Annotated in this window: 16 protein-coding genes and 2 tRNA genes; 7 read left to right on the forward strand and 11 right to left on the reverse strand. The window is 72.3% G+C overall.

Annotation, left to right across the window (positions count from 1 at the left end):
* The first annotated feature begins 60 nt into the window (after positions 1–60).
* On the forward strand, positions 61–960 hold the full coding sequence (locus tag AB0O19_RS13770) for a phosphoribosylaminoimidazolesuccinocarboxamide synthase (protein WP_363579831.1): 900 nt from the start codon (positions 61–63) through the stop codon (positions 958–960).
* A 37-nt stretch (positions 961–997) separates the two neighbouring features.
* Here AB0O19_RS13770 and AB0O19_RS13775 read toward each other — a convergent pair whose 3' ends face one another.
* The 7 genes from AB0O19_RS13775 to AB0O19_RS13805 form a co-directional block, all read right to left on the reverse strand.
* On the reverse strand, positions 998–1,618 hold the full coding sequence (locus tag AB0O19_RS13775) for a response regulator transcription factor (RefSeq protein WP_350876631.1): 621 nt from the start codon (positions 1,616–1,618) through the stop codon (positions 998–1,000).
* Between the two features lie 28 nt (positions 1,619–1,646).
* The gene (locus AB0O19_RS13780) at positions 1,647–2,879 is read right to left on the reverse strand and encodes a histidine kinase (protein ID WP_363619436.1); all 1,233 of its coding nucleotides are present in this window, start codon (positions 2,877–2,879) and stop codon (positions 1,647–1,649) included.
* Positions 2,880–2,983: 104 nt separating this feature from the next.
* Positions 2,984–3,817: an ABC transporter permease gene (locus AB0O19_RS13785; RefSeq protein ID WP_363619437.1), complete on the reverse strand. Its 834-nt coding sequence runs from the start codon at positions 3,815–3,817 to the stop codon at positions 2,984–2,986.
* Complete coding sequence (locus AB0O19_RS13790) at positions 3,814–4,827, reverse strand: ABC transporter ATP-binding protein (protein WP_363619438.1); 1,014 nt, start codon at positions 4,825–4,827, stop codon at positions 3,814–3,816. The genes AB0O19_RS13785 and AB0O19_RS13790 overlap by 4 nt, the downstream gene beginning before the upstream one ends.
* A gap of 157 nt (positions 4,828–4,984) precedes the next feature.
* Positions 4,985–5,060: transfer RNA gene (locus tag AB0O19_RS13795), tRNA-Gly, on the reverse strand.
* Positions 5,061–5,099: 39 nt separating this feature from the next.
* Positions 5,100–5,172 (reverse strand) — tRNA-Gly (locus AB0O19_RS13800).
* A gap of 137 nt (positions 5,173–5,309) precedes the next feature.
* The gene (locus AB0O19_RS13805; RefSeq protein WP_063348519.1) at positions 5,310–5,627 is read right to left on the reverse strand and encodes an Lsr2 family protein; all 318 of its coding nucleotides are present in this window, start codon (positions 5,625–5,627) and stop codon (positions 5,310–5,312) included.
* Positions 5,628–6,095: 468 nt separating this feature from the next.
* Here AB0O19_RS13805 and purS point away from each other — a divergent pair, with 468 nt between their 5' ends.
* From purS to AB0O19_RS13825, 4 genes are all read left to right on the forward strand, one after another.
* The gene (gene purS, locus AB0O19_RS13810; protein WP_045692676.1) at positions 6,096–6,350 is read left to right on the forward strand and encodes a phosphoribosylformylglycinamidine synthase subunit PurS; all 255 of its coding nucleotides are present in this window, start codon (positions 6,096–6,098) and stop codon (positions 6,348–6,350) included.
* Entirely contained in the window at positions 6,347–7,048 is a 702-nt protein-coding gene (purQ, locus tag AB0O19_RS13815) for a phosphoribosylformylglycinamidine synthase subunit PurQ (RefSeq protein ID WP_363579827.1), read from the forward strand. The genes purS and purQ overlap by 4 nt, the downstream gene beginning before the upstream one ends.
* On the forward strand, positions 7,048–9,303 hold the full coding sequence (gene purL, locus AB0O19_RS13820) for a phosphoribosylformylglycinamidine synthase subunit PurL (RefSeq protein WP_363579826.1): 2,256 nt from the start codon (positions 7,048–7,050) through the stop codon (positions 9,301–9,303). The genes purQ and purL overlap by 1 nt, the downstream gene beginning before the upstream one ends.
* A 91-nt stretch (positions 9,304–9,394) precedes the next feature.
* Positions 9,395–10,222 carry a sterol carrier family protein gene (locus AB0O19_RS13825; RefSeq protein WP_363619439.1) on the forward strand — a complete coding sequence of 276 codons (828 nt, stop codon included), beginning with the start codon at positions 9,395–9,397 and terminating at the stop codon, positions 10,220–10,222.
* Positions 10,223–10,241: 19 nt separating this feature from the next.
* Here AB0O19_RS13825 and AB0O19_RS13830 read toward each other — a convergent pair whose 3' ends face one another.
* Positions 10,242–11,129, reverse strand: coding sequence for a DUF3152 domain-containing protein (locus tag AB0O19_RS13830; RefSeq protein WP_363619440.1), 888 nt, complete (start codon positions 11,127–11,129; stop codon positions 10,242–10,244).
* A 122-nt stretch (positions 11,130–11,251) separates the two neighbouring features.
* On the opposite strand from AB0O19_RS13830, the gene AB0O19_RS13835 reads away from it, so the two are divergent.
* Positions 11,252–11,671 (forward strand): DUF3151 domain-containing protein, encoded by a 420-nt coding sequence (locus tag AB0O19_RS13835; protein WP_350876615.1) that lies wholly within the window; start codon positions 11,252–11,254, stop codon positions 11,669–11,671.
* Positions 11,672–11,784: 113 nt separating this feature from the next.
* Here the strand turns inward: AB0O19_RS13835 and fbaA are convergent, their stop codons facing one another.
* Complete coding sequence (gene fbaA, locus AB0O19_RS13840) at positions 11,785–12,807, reverse strand: class II fructose-bisphosphate aldolase (RefSeq protein WP_063348525.1); 1,023 nt, start codon at positions 12,805–12,807, stop codon at positions 11,785–11,787.
* Positions 12,808–13,149: 342 nt separating this feature from the next.
* Between fbaA and AB0O19_RS13845 the strand changes: the two genes are divergently transcribed.
* Positions 13,150–13,869, forward strand: a complete 720-nt coding sequence (locus AB0O19_RS13845) for a VTT domain-containing protein (protein ID WP_363619441.1) — start codon at positions 13,150–13,152, stop codon at positions 13,867–13,869.
* A gap of 100 nt (positions 13,870–13,969) precedes the next feature.
* Here AB0O19_RS13845 and pyrE read toward each other — a convergent pair whose 3' ends face one another.
* On the reverse strand, positions 13,970–14,506 hold the full coding sequence (gene pyrE, locus AB0O19_RS13850) for an orotate phosphoribosyltransferase (protein WP_280673778.1): 537 nt from the start codon (positions 14,504–14,506) through the stop codon (positions 13,970–13,972).
* A 30-nt stretch (positions 14,507–14,536) separates the two neighbouring features.
* Positions 14,537–15,568: an SRPBCC family protein gene (locus tag AB0O19_RS13855; protein ID WP_363619442.1), complete on the reverse strand. Its 1,032-nt coding sequence runs from the start codon at positions 15,566–15,568 to the stop codon at positions 14,537–14,539.
* Positions 15,569–15,616: the final 48 nt, after the last annotated feature.

Raw genomic sequence — 15,616 nt, forward strand, 5'->3', positions numbered from 1 at the left:
CAGTGACCTCCCCTTTCGCGCGCCCCACGCCCGCGAACGACCCCTGAGGACTGAGACACCTTGAGCGGATTTGTCACCAAGCCCGAGCCGGTCCAGGTGCCCGGCCTGGTCCACCTGCACACCGGCAAGGTGCGCGACCTCTACCGGACCGAGTCGGGCGAGCTGGTCATGGTCGCCAGCGACCGGATGTCCGCCCACGACTGGGTGCTGCCGAACGAGATCCCCGACAAGGGGCGCGTCCTCACCCAGCTGTCCCTGTGGTGGTTCGAGCGGATCGCCGACATCGTCCCCAACCACGTGATCTCCACCGAGGTCCCATCCGGCGCCCCCGCCGACTGGAAGGGCCGCACGCTGATCTGCCGCAGCCTGGACATGGTCCCGGTCGAGGCGGTCGCCCGCGGCTACCTGGCCGGCTCCGGCCTGGCCGAGTACCAGGAGAACCGCACGGTCTGCGGGATCGCCCTGCCGGAGGGCCTGGAGAACAGCTCCGAGCTGCCCGCCCCGATCTACACCCCGGCGCTCAAGGCCGAGGTCGGCGAGCACGACGAGAACGTCTCCTACGAGGAGACCGCCCGCCGGATCGGCGCCGACCTGGCCGCCCAGCTGCGCCGCACCACCCTGGACGTCTACGGCCGGGCCCGGGACATCGCCCGCGACCGCGGCATCATCCTGGCCGACACCAAGTTCGAGTTCGGCCTGCTGGACGGCGAGCTGCTGATCGGCGACGAGGTGCTCACCCCGGACTCCTCCCGGTACTGGCCGGCCGACGAGTGGCGGCCCGGCCGCTCGCAGCCGTCCTTCGACAAGCAGCTGATCCGCGACTGGCTGGTCTCCCCGGCCTCCGGCTGGGACCGCTACAGCGAGCAGCCGCCGCCGGAGCTGCCGGCCGAGCTGGTCGAGCAGACCCGCGCCAAGTACATCGAGGTGTACGAGCGGCTGACCGGCACCGCCTGGGCCTGACGCCCGGCCGCCCGCGAGCCGTGCCCGTGTTCGGGACCTAGATCCAGCCGTGCTCGCGGGCGATCCGCACCGCCGCGTGCCGGTTCTCGGCGCCCAGCTTCCCGGCCGCCGAGGACAGGTAGTTGCGGACGGTGCCGGGGGACAGCGCCGCCCGTTCGGCGATCTCGGTGATCGAGGTGCCGTCGGCGGCCAGCTCCAGGACGTCCGTCTCGCGCGGGGTGAGCGGGGTCTCGCCCGCGCTGATCGCGTCCGCGGCCAGCTCCGGGTCCACGTACCGGCCGCCGGCCCGGACGGTCCGGATGATGCCGGCCAGGTCGGCCGCCGAGACGGTCTTCGGCAGGAAGCCGCGCACCCCGACCTCCAGCGCCCGCTTGAGGTAGCCGGGGCGGCCGTGGCCGGTGACGATCATGCAGCGGCAGTCCGGCAGCAGCCGGCGCAGTTCGGTGGCCACCTCGATGCCGTCCTTGCCGGGCATCTGGAGGTCCAGCACCGCGACGTCCGGGCGGTGGGCCTGCGCCATCGCCAGCGCCTCCGGGCCGGAGCCGGCCTCGGCGACCACGGTGATGTCCTCCTCCAGGGAGAGCAGCGCGGCCAGCGCGCCCCGGATCAGGTGCTCGTCGTCGGCGAGCAGGACGCGCACGGGTGCGGGGTCGGTCATCGGGCGGTCCTCCGTCGGTGGGTGCGGGTCAGAGCGGGACGGCGGCGAGCATCCGGAAGGTGCCCTGGGCGGCCTCGGGGATGGTCAGCTCGCCGTCGTGGGCGGCCAGCCGTTCGCGCAGGCCGCGCAGTCCGGTGCCGCCGCCCAGCGAGGGGAGCGGGACGGCGGGCACCCCGTCATTCTCCAGCTCCAGGACGGCGCGGCCGTCCTGGAGGTTCAGCCGGATCAGGCAGTGGGCGGCCTCGCTGTGCCGCAGCACGTTGGTGGTGGCCTCGCGGATCACCCAGCCGAGCACCGACTGGATCGGCGGCGGCAGTTGGTCGGCGTTCTCGCCGAGGTCGATCTCGCAGGCGACGTCGGCGCTGCGCAGCACCGCGCGGGCGCCGATCGCCTCGGCGTGCAGGTCGGCGGTGCGGTAGCCGCGGATGACGTCCCGGACCTCGCGTTGCGACTCCTGGGCGATCCGCTGCACCTCGGCCATCTGGTCGGCGGCCTCCGGGCGCCCGCGGCGGGCGAACTGGACGGCGAGTTCGCTCTTGAGCGCGATGGTGGTGAGGTTGCGGCCCATCACGTCGTGCAGGTCGCGGGAGAACCGCAGCCGCTCCTCGGCGACGGCCAGCCGGGACTGGGCCTCGCGGGCGGTCTCCAGTTCCCAGATGATCGCGGTCACCCAGGCGAAGCTGCGGCAGGTGCCGACGAGGAAGGTCAGGCTGATCGCCGCCCCGACCGCCAGTCCGGCCGTGGTGGCGGGGCTCATCCCGGCCAGCAGCATCGCCGGGGCGATCAGCAGGATCAGGCCGAGTCCGGCGGCGAAGACCTGGCGCAGGGGCAGGCCCACGCTGATCGGGCCGATGGCGGCGCACAGCATGGCGATGGCGATCGCCGCGGTGAACGGCGTCCCTCCGGGCTGCCCGGGTTCGGCGGAGGACGGGCCCAGCAGCAGGACGGCCCAGGAACCGGCCACCGAGAGTGCGCTGTTGACGATCAGCCAGCGCAGGTGCTCGGTGGGGCGGTGCAGGTAGTGGTCGAGCGAGGTGCGGAACGCCCGGAGGCAGAGCAGGGTGGAGGCGAGCGAGACGACCACGGTGACCCGGACGGCGTCGACCGACCGGTCGATGTTCGTGACGGAGGCGGCGCTGAGCACCAGGTTCACCGGAACGATGCACCAGGCCACCATGTAGAGCGACCAGCGGAAGTACAGCTCGGCGCGTTGGGGCTTGCCGAAGCCCTTCCATCTGCGGACCGGCCCCTGGACGGCCATCGAATCGCTCCCCGTTTCGATCAAGATCGTGTCGCTACCTTCATATCAGAGGCGGAACGGGGGTCTGACCTTCGCACTTCCGGAGAGGGTGCCCGCCGGGGGCGTCAGCGGCGCGACTCCCAGCGGAAGTAGCGCACCGCGCCCCAGACCGCCAGGCCGAGCCAGACGGCGCCGGTCACCAGGTGCGGGGCGGCGGTGGACCAGGTGCCGGCGAAGCCGGTGGCGGCGGCCGAGCCGTCGCTGCCGGTCCAGCCGATCCGGATCAGCTGGAAGGCCGGGGTGGTGGGCAGCAGGCGGCAGAAGTCGGCCAGCCCGGGGGGCATGATCTCCAGCGGGATGAGCAGGCCGGAGCCGAACTGGGAGACCAGCAGCACCGGGAGGGTGGTGATGCCGGCGGTCTCGACGGTCTTGGTGAAGGCGCTGGAGACGGCGGCCAGTGCGATGAAGACGGCGATGCTCAGGACCAGCCCGACGGCCAGCAGCAGCGGGTTCACCGGCGTGCTGAGCTTGAGGAGGGCGGCGGCGCCGACGCCGACCACGGCGCACATCATCAGGGCGAGGCTCACCGAGGGCACCGCCGTGCCGGCCAGGATCTCGATGTCCCGGGCCTCGCCGGTGCGCAGCCGCTTGAGCACCAGCTCGTTGCGGCGGGCGACGTACGCGGCGGTCAGGTTGTAGTAGACGACGAAGGCGAGGACGCCGCCGATGGTGCCGGTGATCAGCAGCGTGTCGACGTCCAGTCCGGGGTGGGACTCGGCCTGCTGCTTGAGCATGTTGCGCCGGCCGGCGATCAGCAGCAGCGGCAGCAGCAGCGCGGTGAACAGGGCGGCCCGGTTGCGCAGCAGCAGGGTGGCCTCGGCACGGCCGAGGGAGAGCAGCCGGCGGGCGGTGGTGCTCTGCGGGCCGGCGGCGGTCTTGGCGGCGGTGGCGGTGGTCATCGGGCGGATCCGATCAGGCGGCGGCGGGCGGTGCGGGCGGTGGGGGCGGCGGGCGACCGGGGCGGGGCCTGGTGGGCGGCCTCGGAGGCGATGGCGAGGAAGGCCTCCTCCAGCGAGGCGCTGCGGGCGTCCAGGGAGCCGAGCGCGATCCCGTGCTGCTGGGCCCAGCCGAGCAGTTCGAAGAGGGTGCGCTGGAGGCCGCCGGTCTGCACGGTGACCTTTCGGCCGTCGACGGTGATCTCGGCCCCGGCGAGGACCGGCAGCGCCGTCCCGGTGAACTCTGGGAGTTCGAAGCTGATCCGGGAGGGCCGGCCGGCGATCACCTCGGCGACGGTTCCGGTGGTGACGACCCGGCCGCCGTGCATGATGGCCAGCCGGTCGGCGAGCTCCTCGGCCTCCTCCAGGTAGTGCGTGGTGAGCAGCACGGTGGTGCCCTGGGCGCGAAGCTCGCGGACCAGCCGCCAGACGGCGGCGCGCGCCTCGGGGTCGAGGCCGGTGCTGGGCTCGTCCAGGAAGAGCACCTCGGGGCGGCCGAGCAGGGCCATCGCGAGGTCGAGCCGGCGCCGCTCGCCGCCGGACAGCTGCTTGACCCGGACGTCGCGGCGGTGGCCGAGGCCGACCAGCTCCAGGGCCTCGTCGACCGGGCGGGCGCCGCTGGTCATGCCGGCCCAGCTGCGGCCGGTCTCGGCGATGGTGAGGTCGCCGGGGAAGCCGCCCTCCTGGAGCATGATGCCGATCCGCGGGCGGACGGCGGCGCGCTCCCGGTGGGGGTCGTGGCCGAGCACCCGGACGGTGCCGCCGGTGGGGGCGGCCAGGCCCTCGATGAGCTCCATGGCGGAGGTCTTGCCCGCCCCGTTGGTGCCGAGCAGGGCGAACAGCTCACCGCGGCCGACGGTCAGGTCGACGCCGCGGACGGCGTGGTAGCCGGTGGTGCCGGTGCCGTAGTGGCGGTGCAGGTCGGTGACCTCGATCACGCTGTCGCCGGGGCGGAGGGGCTGGCTCGTTTCCATGGCTCAAGCCTTCCGCCTCCCCGGCCGGGCGGGCAGTGCGCGCCGTCATGAGCCGGCGGTGGAGATCCACGGGTCGGCGATGACAAATGTCATGGGCCGGGATCGGCGTGGAGCGGGAATGCCGAAAGGCCCCCTCGATCGAGGGGGCCTTTCGTTCTGGAGCGGACGACGAGATTCGAACTCGCGACCCTCACCTTGGCAAGGTGATGCTCTACCAACTGAGCCACGTCCGCAGGTCTAGCTATGGAGTTGTGCTGTGCTCGCGCACTGCGAGCGGACGACGAGATTCGAACTCGCGACCCTCACCTTGGCAAGGTGATGCTCTACCAACTGAGCCACGTCCGCACGGTGCCTGGTGGGGCACCGGCCGCCTCTCCGGATCTCTCCGTTGCGGCGACGAGGATTACTCTACAGCATCGTTCGGGGTGGTCGCCCCACCCTTTCGGTCCAGGCGGGCGGGGCGACCGGAGTGCCCGGGGCGGTCAGTTCGCCTCGGCGAACTGCTCGTACACGTGCTTGGGGATGCGTCCGCGGGCCGGCAGCTCCATGCCGCGCGACAGGGCCCAGGCGCGCACCGCGGCCGGGTCCGGGGTGAGCGCGGTGCGGCGGAAGGACTTTCCGGTGCGGCTCTGGCGGCGGCCGGCCGCGACGAACGGAGCGAGGGCCTCCCGCAGCTTTTCCGCGTTGTCCACGGACAGGTCGATCTCGTACGACTTCCCGTCGACGCCGAAGTGGACGGTTTCCGCCGCGGCGCCGCCGTCCAGGTCGTCGGAGAGCGTGACAACTACACGCTGAGCCATGGGTGTCAATCCTCTCGGGCAATTCGGCCGCCGGTCCGCGGGGTGCGTCCGGGGGCCTGATGTGCACCCACTCGCGCAAGCGCATACGGGCAGGCCTGGTGGCCCGCCGGATACGCAGCACTTGCCGCGACAGGTGGCCCTATTCTGCACCCGAAGGGGGTCGAAATCGAAGAGTCCGGCATTCTTTTCCGGATATTCACGTGTCTTCGCCGGAGTGCCGGATACCGGAGTGCGGGACGGGTCGATCTGTCCCGGAGTGCCGTATTCGGGTGTTCTTCGGGTGTTCTCGTTCCGGGGGTCGAATCCGTGGAAACCGCGCGGCCCCGCCGGGGGTTCACGGGCTTGGATCCCTTGCCGCGTAAGGGTCTCGGGTCTACGCGCGTCGCCTGCCCCGGCCAGCAATCCCGCCCGAAACCCCCGGTAGTCTGGAGTTCCCCCGCCTCACCGAAGACACCACCGGGAGTGCCAGTGGCACGCGTCGTAGTCGACGTCATGCTCAAGCCGGAGATCCTCGACCCCCAGGGCCAGGCGGTGCAGCGTGCACTGCCCCGTCTCGGATTCACCGGGATCGCCGACGTCCGCCAGGGCAAGCGTTTCGAGCTGGAAGTGGAGGGCCCGGTCGACGACGCCGCGCTCGCCCGTATCCGCGAAGCCGCCGAGACCTTTCTCGCCAACACCGTGATCGAGGACTTCACCGTCCGCGTCGAGGAGGCGGCGAAGTGACCACCCGCGTCGGCGTCGTCACTTTCCCCGGCTCCCTCGACGACCGTGACGCCCAGCGCGCGGTCCGCCTGGCCGGCGCCGAGCCGGTCGCGCTCTGGCACCGTGACAAGGATCTCCACCAGGTCGACGCCGTCGTCCTGCCGGGCGGATTCAGTTACGGCGACTATCTGCGCTGCGGCGCGATCTCCCGCTTCTCGCCCGTGATGGACACCGTCATCGAGCAGGCGAAGCTGGGAATGCCGGTCCTCGGTATCTGCAACGGCTTCCAGGTGCTCTGCGAATCGCACCTGCTGCCCGGCGCGCTCACCCGCAACGACTCGCTGCACTTCGTCTGCCGCGACCAGAAGCTGCGCATCGAGAACACCGGTACCGCCTGGACCCGGGATTACTCGGCGGGCCAGGAAATCGTCGTTCCGCTGAAGAACGGCGAGGGCCGGTTCGTCGCCGAGGAGCGCGTCCTGGACCAACTGGAGGCGGAGGGCCGGGTGGTGGCCCGTTACGTGGCCCGCGGCGATGCCGCTGACGGATGCGGTAACCCGAACGGTTCGTACCGCGACATCGCCGGCATCACCAACGCCGCCGGCAATGTCGTCGGCCTGATGCCGCACCCGGAGCACGCCGTGGAGCCGCTCACCGGTCCGACCGTCGAGGGCCTGGGCTTCTTCACTTCCGTCCTGAAGCAGCTGGTGAACGCCTGATGAGCCTCGACACCGTCAAGAACGCCGAGCAGACCCCGGACGTCGCCCAGCCCTGGGCCGAACTCGGGCTCAAGGAGGACGAGTACGCGCGCATCCGCGAGATTCTCGGCCGCCGCCCGACCGGCGCCGAACTCGCGATGTACTCGGTCATGTGGTCGGAGCACTGTTCGTACAAGAGCAGCAAGGTCCACCTGAAGCAGTTCGGCGACAAGAAGCCCGACTCGGACGCGATGCTCGTCGGCATCGGCGAGAACGCCGGTGTGGTCGACGTCGGCCAGGGCTACGCCGTGACCTTCAAGGTCGAGTCGCACAACCACCCGTCGTACATCGAGCCCTACCAGGGCGCGGCCACCGGCATCGGCGGCATCGTGCGCGACATCCTGGCGATGGGCGCCCGCCCGGTCGCCGTGATGGACCCGCTGCGGTTCGGCGCGGCCGACCACCCGGACACCCGGCGCGTGCTGCCCGGGATCGTCGCGGGCATCGGCGGCTACGGCAACTGCCTGGGCCTGCCGAACATCGGCGGCGAGGTCGTCTTCGACTCCTGCTACCAGGGCAACCCGCTGGTCAACGCGCTGTGCGTGGGCGTCATGAAGCACGAGGACATCCACCTCGCGCAGGCCTCCGGCGCCGGCAACAAGGTCATCCTGTACGGAGCCCGCACCGGCGGCGACGGCATCGGCGGCGTCTCCGTGCTCGCCTCCGAGACCTTCGACGACACCAAGCCGACCAAGCGTCCGGCCGTCCAGGTCGGCGACCCGTTCCAGGAGAAGCTCCTGATCGAGTGCACCCTGGAGATCTTCCGGGAGAAGCTCGTCAAGGGCATCCAGGACCTGGGCGGCGCGGGCCTGTCCTGCGCGACCTCGGAGCTGGCGAGCGCCGGCTCCGGCGGCATGCGGGTCGAGCTGGACACCGTGCCGCTGCGCGACAACACGCTCTCGCCCGAGGAGATCCTCATGAGCGAGTCGCAGGAGCGCATGTGCGCCATCGTCGAGCCCGGCAAGGTCGACCGCTTCCTGGAGATCTGCGAGAAGTGGGACGTCATCGCCACCGTCATCGGTGAGGTGACCGACGGCGAGCGCCTGGAGATCTTCTGGCACGGCGAACTCGTCGTCGACGTGCCGCCGCGCACCGTCGCCCACGAGGGCCCGACCTACCAGCGCCCGTACGCCCGCCCGAGCTGGCAGGACGCGCTGCAGGCCGACGCCCCCACCGGCGAGCGGCTGGCCCGCCCGACCACCGGCGAGGGCCTCAAGGCCGACCTGCTGAAGGTCGCCGGCTCCCCGAACCAGGCCTCCAAGTCCTGGATCACCGACCAGTACGACCGCTACGTGCTCGGCAACACCGTGCTCTCGGTCGGCGAGGACTCGGGCATGATCCGGATCGACGAGGAGACCAACCTCGGCGTCTCGGTCGCCACCGACGGCAACGGCCGCTACACCAAGCTGGACCCGTACACCGGCGCCCAGCTGGCCCTCGCCGAGGCCTACCGCAACGTCGCGGCCGGCGGCGCCAAGCCGCTCGCGATCTCCGACTGCCTCAACTTCGGCTCCCCCGAGGACCCGGACGTGATGTGGCAGTTCGCCGAGGCCACCCGCGGCCTGGCGGACGCCTGCCTGGTGCTCGGCACCCCGGTCACCGGCGGCAACGTCTCGCTGTACAACCAGACCGGCGAGGTCGCCATCCACCCGACCCCGGTGGTCGCGGTGCTCGGCGTCATCGACGACGTCACCCGGCGCACCCCGGTCGCCTTCGCCGAGGAGGGGCAGCTGCTCTACCTGCTCGGCGACACCGCGGACGAGCTCGGCGGCTCGGCCTGGTCGCAGGTGGTCCACGACCACCTCGGCGGTCTGCCGCCCAAGGTCGACCTGGAGCGCGAGCGGCTGCTCGGCGACATCCTGATCGCCGCCTCGCGCGACGGCATGATCGACGCCGCGCACGACCTCTCCGACGGCGGCCTCGGCCAGGCGCTCGTGGAGAGCTGCCTCAAGGGCGGCCACGGCGCGCGGATCATCGTGCCCGAGGGCGCGGACCCGTTCGTGTTCCTGTTCTCCGAGTCGGCCGGCCGCGCCGTCGTGGCGGTGCCGCGCAGCGAGGAGCTCCGGTTCAACGACATGTGCACCGCGCGCGGCCTGCCGGCCACCCGCATCGGTGTCGTGGACGGCGAATCCCTGGACGTCCAGGGCCAGTTCACCGTCTCGCTGGCCGAGCTGAAGGACGCCCACACCGGCGTCATCGAGGCTCTGCTCGCCTGACCCGCGCGGTTCGAGGGGCGGACGGTCCGACGGGGCCGTCCGCCCCTCGGCGTGTGCGGGGCCGTCCGCCCCTCGGCGTATGTTGGGGGCCATGCCCCCCAAGCCCCGTACCTACCAGCCGCAGAAGGTGCGCACCGCGCTCGCGGCGCAGACCGGCGCGCTGCGCGACGCCGTCCGGCAGCTGTGTGAACGCCCGGACGCCGAGCAGTGGTTGGCCCGGCCGACCAGGCTGGGGGAGTGGACCGTCCGCGAGCTGATCGCGCACCTCGCCGTCCAGCTCGACTTCGTCCCCGAGCACCTCGACGATCCGCTGGAGGGGCGGGCGCCGTTGGACCTGCCGGGGTGGGTGGCCGCGGTCGGCACGGTCGCGCCGCTGCTCGACGAGCAGGCCCGGGCGAGGGCCGCGGGCGACTTCGGCGGGGACGCGGCCTCGGTGGCGCAGGCCTTCAGCCGGGCGGCGGACGCGCTGACCGGTCTGCTGGACCGGCCCGAAGCCGCCGACCTGGTACGGCGGTTCGAGATCCGGCTGGGCTCGATGACACTCGCCGACATGCTGGTGACCAGGCTGGTGGAGACCGTCGTGCACGCCGACGACCTGGCCGCCGCGCTCGGGCTCGACGGCTTCCCGCACGACCGCCAGGCCGTCGCCGCCGTCACCCGGCTGCTGGCCGACGCCTTCGCCGACCGCGCGCCGGGCGGCGCGGTCGAGCTGCGGATCCCGCCGTACGCCGTCGTGCAGGCCGTCGAGGGCCCCCGGCACACCCGGGGCACCCCGCCGAACGTGGTCGAGACCGACCCGCTGACCTGGATCCGGCTGGCCACCGGCCGGGCCGACTGGGCCGCCGCGGTGGACGCGGCGGTGGTCTCCGCCTCCGGCGAGCGCAGCGACCTGCGGGAGTACCTGCCGGTGCTCGGGTAGCCGCGCTTCGGGGGGCGTCCTACGGCACCGACGGCCCGCTGAGGTAGGTGCCGTTCTCCGAGTACGGCCAGGCGTTGGGCTCGCAGCCCTTGAGCCCGTAGATCTGCTGCATCATCGCGGGCGCCGGCTTGCCCGGGCCGGGGCAGGTCTCGTGCCCGTGGCCTATCCGGTGGCCGACCTCGTGGTTGATGATCAACGCCCGGTACTCGTCGAGCGGGCCGCTGAACTGCGGTGAACCGGTGTTCCAGCGCTTGGAGTTGACGAGCACCTGGTTGCCGACGTTGCAGTTCACCTCGCCGTGGGTGTCCAGGCCGGAGGCGCCGCAGATCCGGTCCACGGTGGCCGGCGAGGCGATCTTCACGGTGAAGTCGTACCCGCCGCCGGCGACCAGCTGGAAGCCGTTCCTGCGGTCGTTGGTCCAACCGCGCCTGTCGCCGAGGAAGCCGTGGATCTGGGCGGCGGCGGCGCCGGCGTCGATGCCTATGCCGTCCTCGACCTCCACCCGGTAGCGGCGCACGGTGCCGCGTCCGACCGGCTGGGCGGTGGCGGCGGCGATGCTGAAGGTGCCAGCGCCCTTGGCCGGGCCGGGGTCGGGCGTGGTGGGCGTGGCGGGGGTGGGTGTCGAGGACGGGACGGGGGGCTCGCTCGGGGTGTCGGTCGGCGTCGGGGTCGGCGTCGGGCCGGCGGGGGAGGGAGCCTGATCGGTCGGCGGGGCGATCCGTGCCTGGGCGGTCGGCCCGCCGTCGGGCGCGTCGGAGGAGCGGGTCAGCACGACCGCCGTACCGCCCAGCACCGCCACCGCCGTGACCAGCGCCGCGAGCATGCCGGGCCCGAGCCGGCGCGGCGGCCGTCGGCGTCGTCGGCCGCGGGCACTGCCGCTCCTGGCGGCGGATCTGGCTGCGGGCATGATCGACACCCTGGCACGGCGAACGGGTGAATGTCCACATACCGGGTATGCAGGCGCCCGGCGGCCGCCGCCGATCCCGGGACGGCGGTTGACCCTGGCGTCCCGGATGGCAGACTGCCTGCATGGCGATTCACCGGAATCTTCTCGACGGCCCCGATCCGACCCTTCTCCCGGAGGACGAGCAGCCCTACCGCATGCTGGCGGAGGAATCGGCCTCACCCACCCAGGTGGCCGCCGACTTCCCGACCTTCTGCCTCGCCTGGGCGATGCTCGCCGACGACGCCTACGCGGCCGGCCGCTACGTCGAGTCCTACGCCTACGCCCGCACCGGCTACCACCGCGGCCTGGACGCGCTGCGCCGCAACGGCTGGAAGGGCCACGGCCCCGTGCCGTGGGAGCACCGCGGCAACCGCGGCTTCCTGCGCTGCCTGGCCGGGCTCGCACGGGCGGCCGGCGCGATCAAGGAGACCGAGGAGGAGGCCCGCTGCTGGCAGTTCCTGAAGGACAGCAGCGCGGAGGCGTACGCGGAGCTGAAGCAGTAGACCCGCACGGCTGCTGAGGCAGCAGACCCACACACGGGTGCGCCCCCCGGTGAAGTCCACCGGGGGGCGCACCCGCGTTCACGCCGTGGCCGGGCTCAGCCCGGCCGCCGGGCTCACTTCAGGCGGTTGCCGGCCGAGCGCAGCTGCTGCGCGGCCTCCAGCACACGGGCGGCCATGCCCGCCTCGGCGAGCTTGCCCCAGGTGCGCGGGTCGTAGGTGTTCTTCTTGCCGACCTCGCCGTCGACCTTCAGCACACCGTCGTAGTTGCGGAACATGTGGTCCACGACCGGGCGGGTGAAGGCGTACTGGGTGTCGGTGTCCAGGTTCATCTTCACGACGCCGTTCTCCAGCGCGGTGGCGATCTCCGCCGCGGTCGAGCCGGAACCGCCGTGGAAGACGAAGTCGAACGGGTCGGTCTTGCCGTACTGCTTGCCGATCGCGTCCTGCAGCTCGCGCAGCAGCTCCGGCTTCAGCACGACGTTGCCCGGCTTGTAGACGCCGTGCACGTTGCCGAACGAGGCGGCCAGCAGGTAGCGGCCCTTCTCGCCCAGGCCCAGCGCCTCGGCGGTGCGCACGGCGTCGTTGACGGTGGTGTACAGCTCGTCGTTGATCTCGTGGGTGACGCCGTCCTCCTCGCCGCCGGTCGGGGTGATCTCGACCTCAAGGATGATCTTGGCGGCGGCGGCCTGGGCCAGCAGCTCCTGGGCGATCGCCAGGTTGTCGGCGAGGGTCTCGGCCGAGCCGTCCCACATGTGCGACTGGAACAGCGGGTTCTGGCCCTTGGCCACGCGCTCGGCGGAGACCGCCAGCAGCGGGCGGACGTAGCCGTCCAGCTTGTCCTTCGGGCAGTGGTCGGTGTGCAGCGCGACGGTGATGTCGTACTTGGCGGCGACGATGTGCGCGAACTCGGCCAGCGCCACGGCGCCGGTCACCATGTCCTTGTTGTGCTGGCCGCCCAGGAACTCCGCGCCACCGGTCGAGATCTGGATGATGCCGTCGCTCTCGGCCTCGGCGAAACCACGCAGTGCGGCGTGCAGGGTCTGCGACGAGGTGACGTTGATGGCCGGGTAGGCGAACTTGCCCGCCTTGGCCCGGTCCAGCATCTCGTTGTAGACCTCGGGAGTTGCGATGGGCATGCGATCCGCTCCTGTCGGGTTGCGGCGTACGGACGGTGCTGTCCGACGCTGTGTACGCCTTCGGTACGACTCCGTGCCGGCCGCCGACGCGCGGCGCTGCGGTGTGGCTCTCCGGCACCAAGGTTCGAGCGACCTCCGCGGTACGGCAATGAGGGTGGTGTGCCGCTGCGGACCGGACGCCCGTGCCATCCTCCCAGACTCGTGCCCGCAGGTCAGCAGGAGCCCGCCAGTCGGACCGTCGTCGCCGCCGACGCGGACGGCCCGCTCCTGCGACGTTCGGCGGACACCGGATACACCTGCCGGGCGAAGCCTCCGTACAGGACGGCCCGCTATCCTGCGGCCGTGGACTACAACCAGCTGGCCGTCAACCTGCTCGACGCCAAATCACTGATCTCGTCCCTCGGCGCCATCGGGCTGATCGCGATCATCTTCGCGGAGACCGGCCTGCTGGTCGGCTTCTTCTTCCCGGGTGACTCACTGCTGATCATCGCCGGCGTCGCGGCGTCGAACGCCGCCTCGTCGGTGCTCGGCGACGGCGCCAAGCTGCCGATCGCCGTCCTGCTCGTCGGCGCCCCGGTGGCCGCGGTCGCGGGGGCCCAGCTCGGGCACCTGATCGGGGTCAAGGTCGGGCCGAAGATGTTCGACAAGCCCGAGTCGAAGATCTTCCGCCGCGAGTACGTGATGAAGGCGGAGGAGTACTTCAACAAGTTCGGGCCCGGCAAGGCCGTGGTGCTGGCCCGCTTCATGCCGATCGTCCGGACCTTCCTCAACCCGGTCGCGGGCACCCTGGAGATGCCCGCCCGGACGTTCTTCCTGTGGAACGTCATCGGCGGCGTGCTCTGGACCGAGTCCATGCTGCTGATCGGCTACTTCTTCGGCGACGCGCTCGCCCCGGTGATCGACAAGTACCTGATCCCGGCGGTGCTGCTGATCGTCCTGCTCTCGATCTCGCCGATCCTGATCGAGGTCCTGCGCGAGCGCAAGAAGCGGAAGGCCGGCGGCGCCGTGGAGAGCGCCGAGGCCGACGCCGTGCAGAGCGGCGGCCGCCACCGGCGCGGCTGAGCACCGGGGCTTCGCGCACGACACGCGAAGGGGCCGGGTCCCGTCTCACGTTTCACGTGAAACAGGACCCGGCCCCTCGTGCTGTCAGGTCCGGCCGGGCTCAGAGGCCCAGGTCGTCCAGGGTGTAGGCGGTCACGTACGGCAGGCCCTGCGCCTCGACCGCGGCCGCGCCGCCGCGCTCCACGATCACCGCGACGCCGACCACCTCGGCGCCCGCCTCGCGCAGCGCCTCGACGGCGGTCAGCACCGAGCCACCGGTGGTGGAGGTGTCCTCGACCGCCAGCACCCGGCGGCCCTTGACCTCGGGGCCCTCGATCCGGCGCTGGAGGCCGTGCGCCTTGCCCGCCTTGCGGACCACGAAGGCGTCCAGCTCACGCCCGCGCGCGGCGGCGGCGTGCAGCATCGCGGCGGCCACCGGGTCGGCGCCCAGGGTCAGACCGCCGACGGCGTCGTACTCCAGGTGCGAGGTCGCGTCCAGCATCACCCGGCCGACCAGCGGGGCGGCCTGGCCGTCCAGCGTGATCCGGCGCAGGTCGACGTAGTAGTCGGCCTCCTTGCCGGAGGAAAGGGTGACCTTGCCGTGTACGACGGCCTTGTCCTTGATCTGTGCCAGCAGGGCGTCGCGGTCGTTGCTCATGAGCGTCCAGTCTAGGCCCTCTCCCGCCGGTCAGCGCCGGCGCAAGGCCCTGACCAGCACCACGGCGCCACCCAGCAGCGCGACCCCGCCGCCGATCACCCACGGCACCGCGCTGCGGCCGCCCGAACCCGGCACCACGATCCCGCCGGCCTCGCCGCCCCAGCGGGACGCCGCCCGGGCCCGGGCACTACGGGCCGGCAGCGCCGGGGCGTACCGCCCGCGCGGCGGCGCGTGGTCCACCTCCTCGGCCGACCGGCCGACGATGCTGCGGCGCACCGGGCCGCCGCCCGCCGGCTCCTCCTCGTACTCGAAGAGCGGCTCGGCGGGGAGCTCCTCGGCGACGCCCTCCTCGGGCCCGTCCCCGTCGCCGCCGCCGGTGGGCAGGCCGAAGCGCTCGGCGTCGGCGTCGGAGAAGGCGATCAGGTCGGACAGGTCGTCGTCGAGGTCGTCGCCGGGCTGGTCCTGGTGCTCCTCGATGAACACCACGCCGGCGTCGGCCCCGGTCCCGCCCTCGGTCCCGCCCTCGGCCCCGGCCTCGCCACCGGTCTCCGTGTCGCTCTCGCCGTCGCCGTCGCCGTCGCCGTCGCCGTCGCTCTCGCTCTCCGGCTCGGGCTCGGCGTCCGGGGAGGCGAGCGCGGTGGCGAACCGGTCCAGCAGCCGGCGGCCGGCGGCGTCGAGGGTCTCCTCGTCGAACTCGGTGAGCCGGCCGGTGGCGCTCAGGTCGCCGGTGAAGCGGACCACCGCGGTACCGTCCTCGGTGCCGTCCGCGACGCTGACCCGGACGGTGGCGGTCGCCTCGCCGCTGCCACGGGCCTCCTGGCCCTCGGCGAACACGGTCAGCACGCCCTCGCGCCCCTCGATCAGGGACAGCACGCCCCTGTACGTGATGGTGGAGCCGCCGATCCGCAGCTTCAGCCGGCCGCCGATCTCCTCCGCCGGCCCACCGCCGACCGCGGCCGGCTCGGTGCTCAGCCCCGGCACGCTACGGGCCAGCAGAGCCGGATCCTGCAAGGCCTGCCGCACCAACTCGGCGGGCATCGGGACGACAACCTCATGCTCCATGTCAGGGAGCCTACCGACCCAACCCCGCCCGGTCCCCACCCACCGCCA

Source organism: Kitasatospora sp. NPDC091276 (genome assembly GCF_040684355.1).
GTDB lineage: Bacteria > Actinomycetota > Actinomycetes > Streptomycetales > Streptomycetaceae > Kitasatospora.

What these genes read in the sequence shown, in the direction of transcription:
- AB0O19_RS13775 (WP_350876631.1), bottom strand. Translation starts at nt 1,618, where the DNA reads ATGACCGACCCCGCACCCGTGCGCGTCCTGCTCGCCGACGACGAGCAC.
- AB0O19_RS13780 (WP_363619436.1), bottom strand. Translation starts at nt 2,879, where the DNA reads ATGGCCGTCCAGGGGCCGGTCCGCAGATGGAAGGGCTTCGGCAAGCCC.
- AB0O19_RS13785 (WP_363619437.1), bottom strand. Translation starts at nt 3,817, where the DNA reads ATGACCACCGCCACCGCCGCCAAGACCGCCGCCGGCCCGCAGAGCACC.
- AB0O19_RS13790 (WP_363619438.1), bottom strand. Translation starts at nt 4,827, where the DNA reads ATGGAAACGAGCCAGCCCCTCCGCCCCGGCGACAGCGTGATCGAGGTC.
- AB0O19_RS13805 (WP_063348519.1), bottom strand. Translation starts at nt 5,627, where the DNA reads ATGGCTCAGCGTGTAGTTGTCACGCTCTCCGACGACCTGGACGGCGGC.
- purL (WP_363579826.1), top strand. Translation starts at nt 7,048, where the DNA reads ATGAGCCTCGACACCGTCAAGAACGCCGAGCAGACCCCGGACGTCGCC.
- AB0O19_RS13825 (WP_363619439.1), top strand. Translation starts at nt 9,395, where the DNA reads ATGCCCCCCAAGCCCCGTACCTACCAGCCGCAGAAGGTGCGCACCGCG.
- AB0O19_RS13830 (WP_363619440.1), bottom strand. Translation starts at nt 11,129, where the DNA reads ATGCCCGCAGCCAGATCCGCCGCCAGGAGCGGCAGTGCCCGCGGCCGA.
- AB0O19_RS13835 (WP_350876615.1), top strand. Translation starts at nt 11,252, where the DNA reads ATGGCGATTCACCGGAATCTTCTCGACGGCCCCGATCCGACCCTTCTC.
- fbaA (WP_063348525.1), bottom strand. Translation starts at nt 12,807, where the DNA reads ATGCCCATCGCAACTCCCGAGGTCTACAACGAGATGCTGGACCGGGCC.
- pyrE (WP_280673778.1), bottom strand. Translation starts at nt 14,506, where the DNA reads ATGAGCAACGACCGCGACGCCCTGCTGGCACAGATCAAGGACAAGGCC.
- AB0O19_RS13855 (WP_363619442.1), bottom strand. Translation starts at nt 15,568, where the DNA reads ATGGAGCATGAGGTTGTCGTCCCGATGCCCGCCGAGTTGGTGCGGCAG.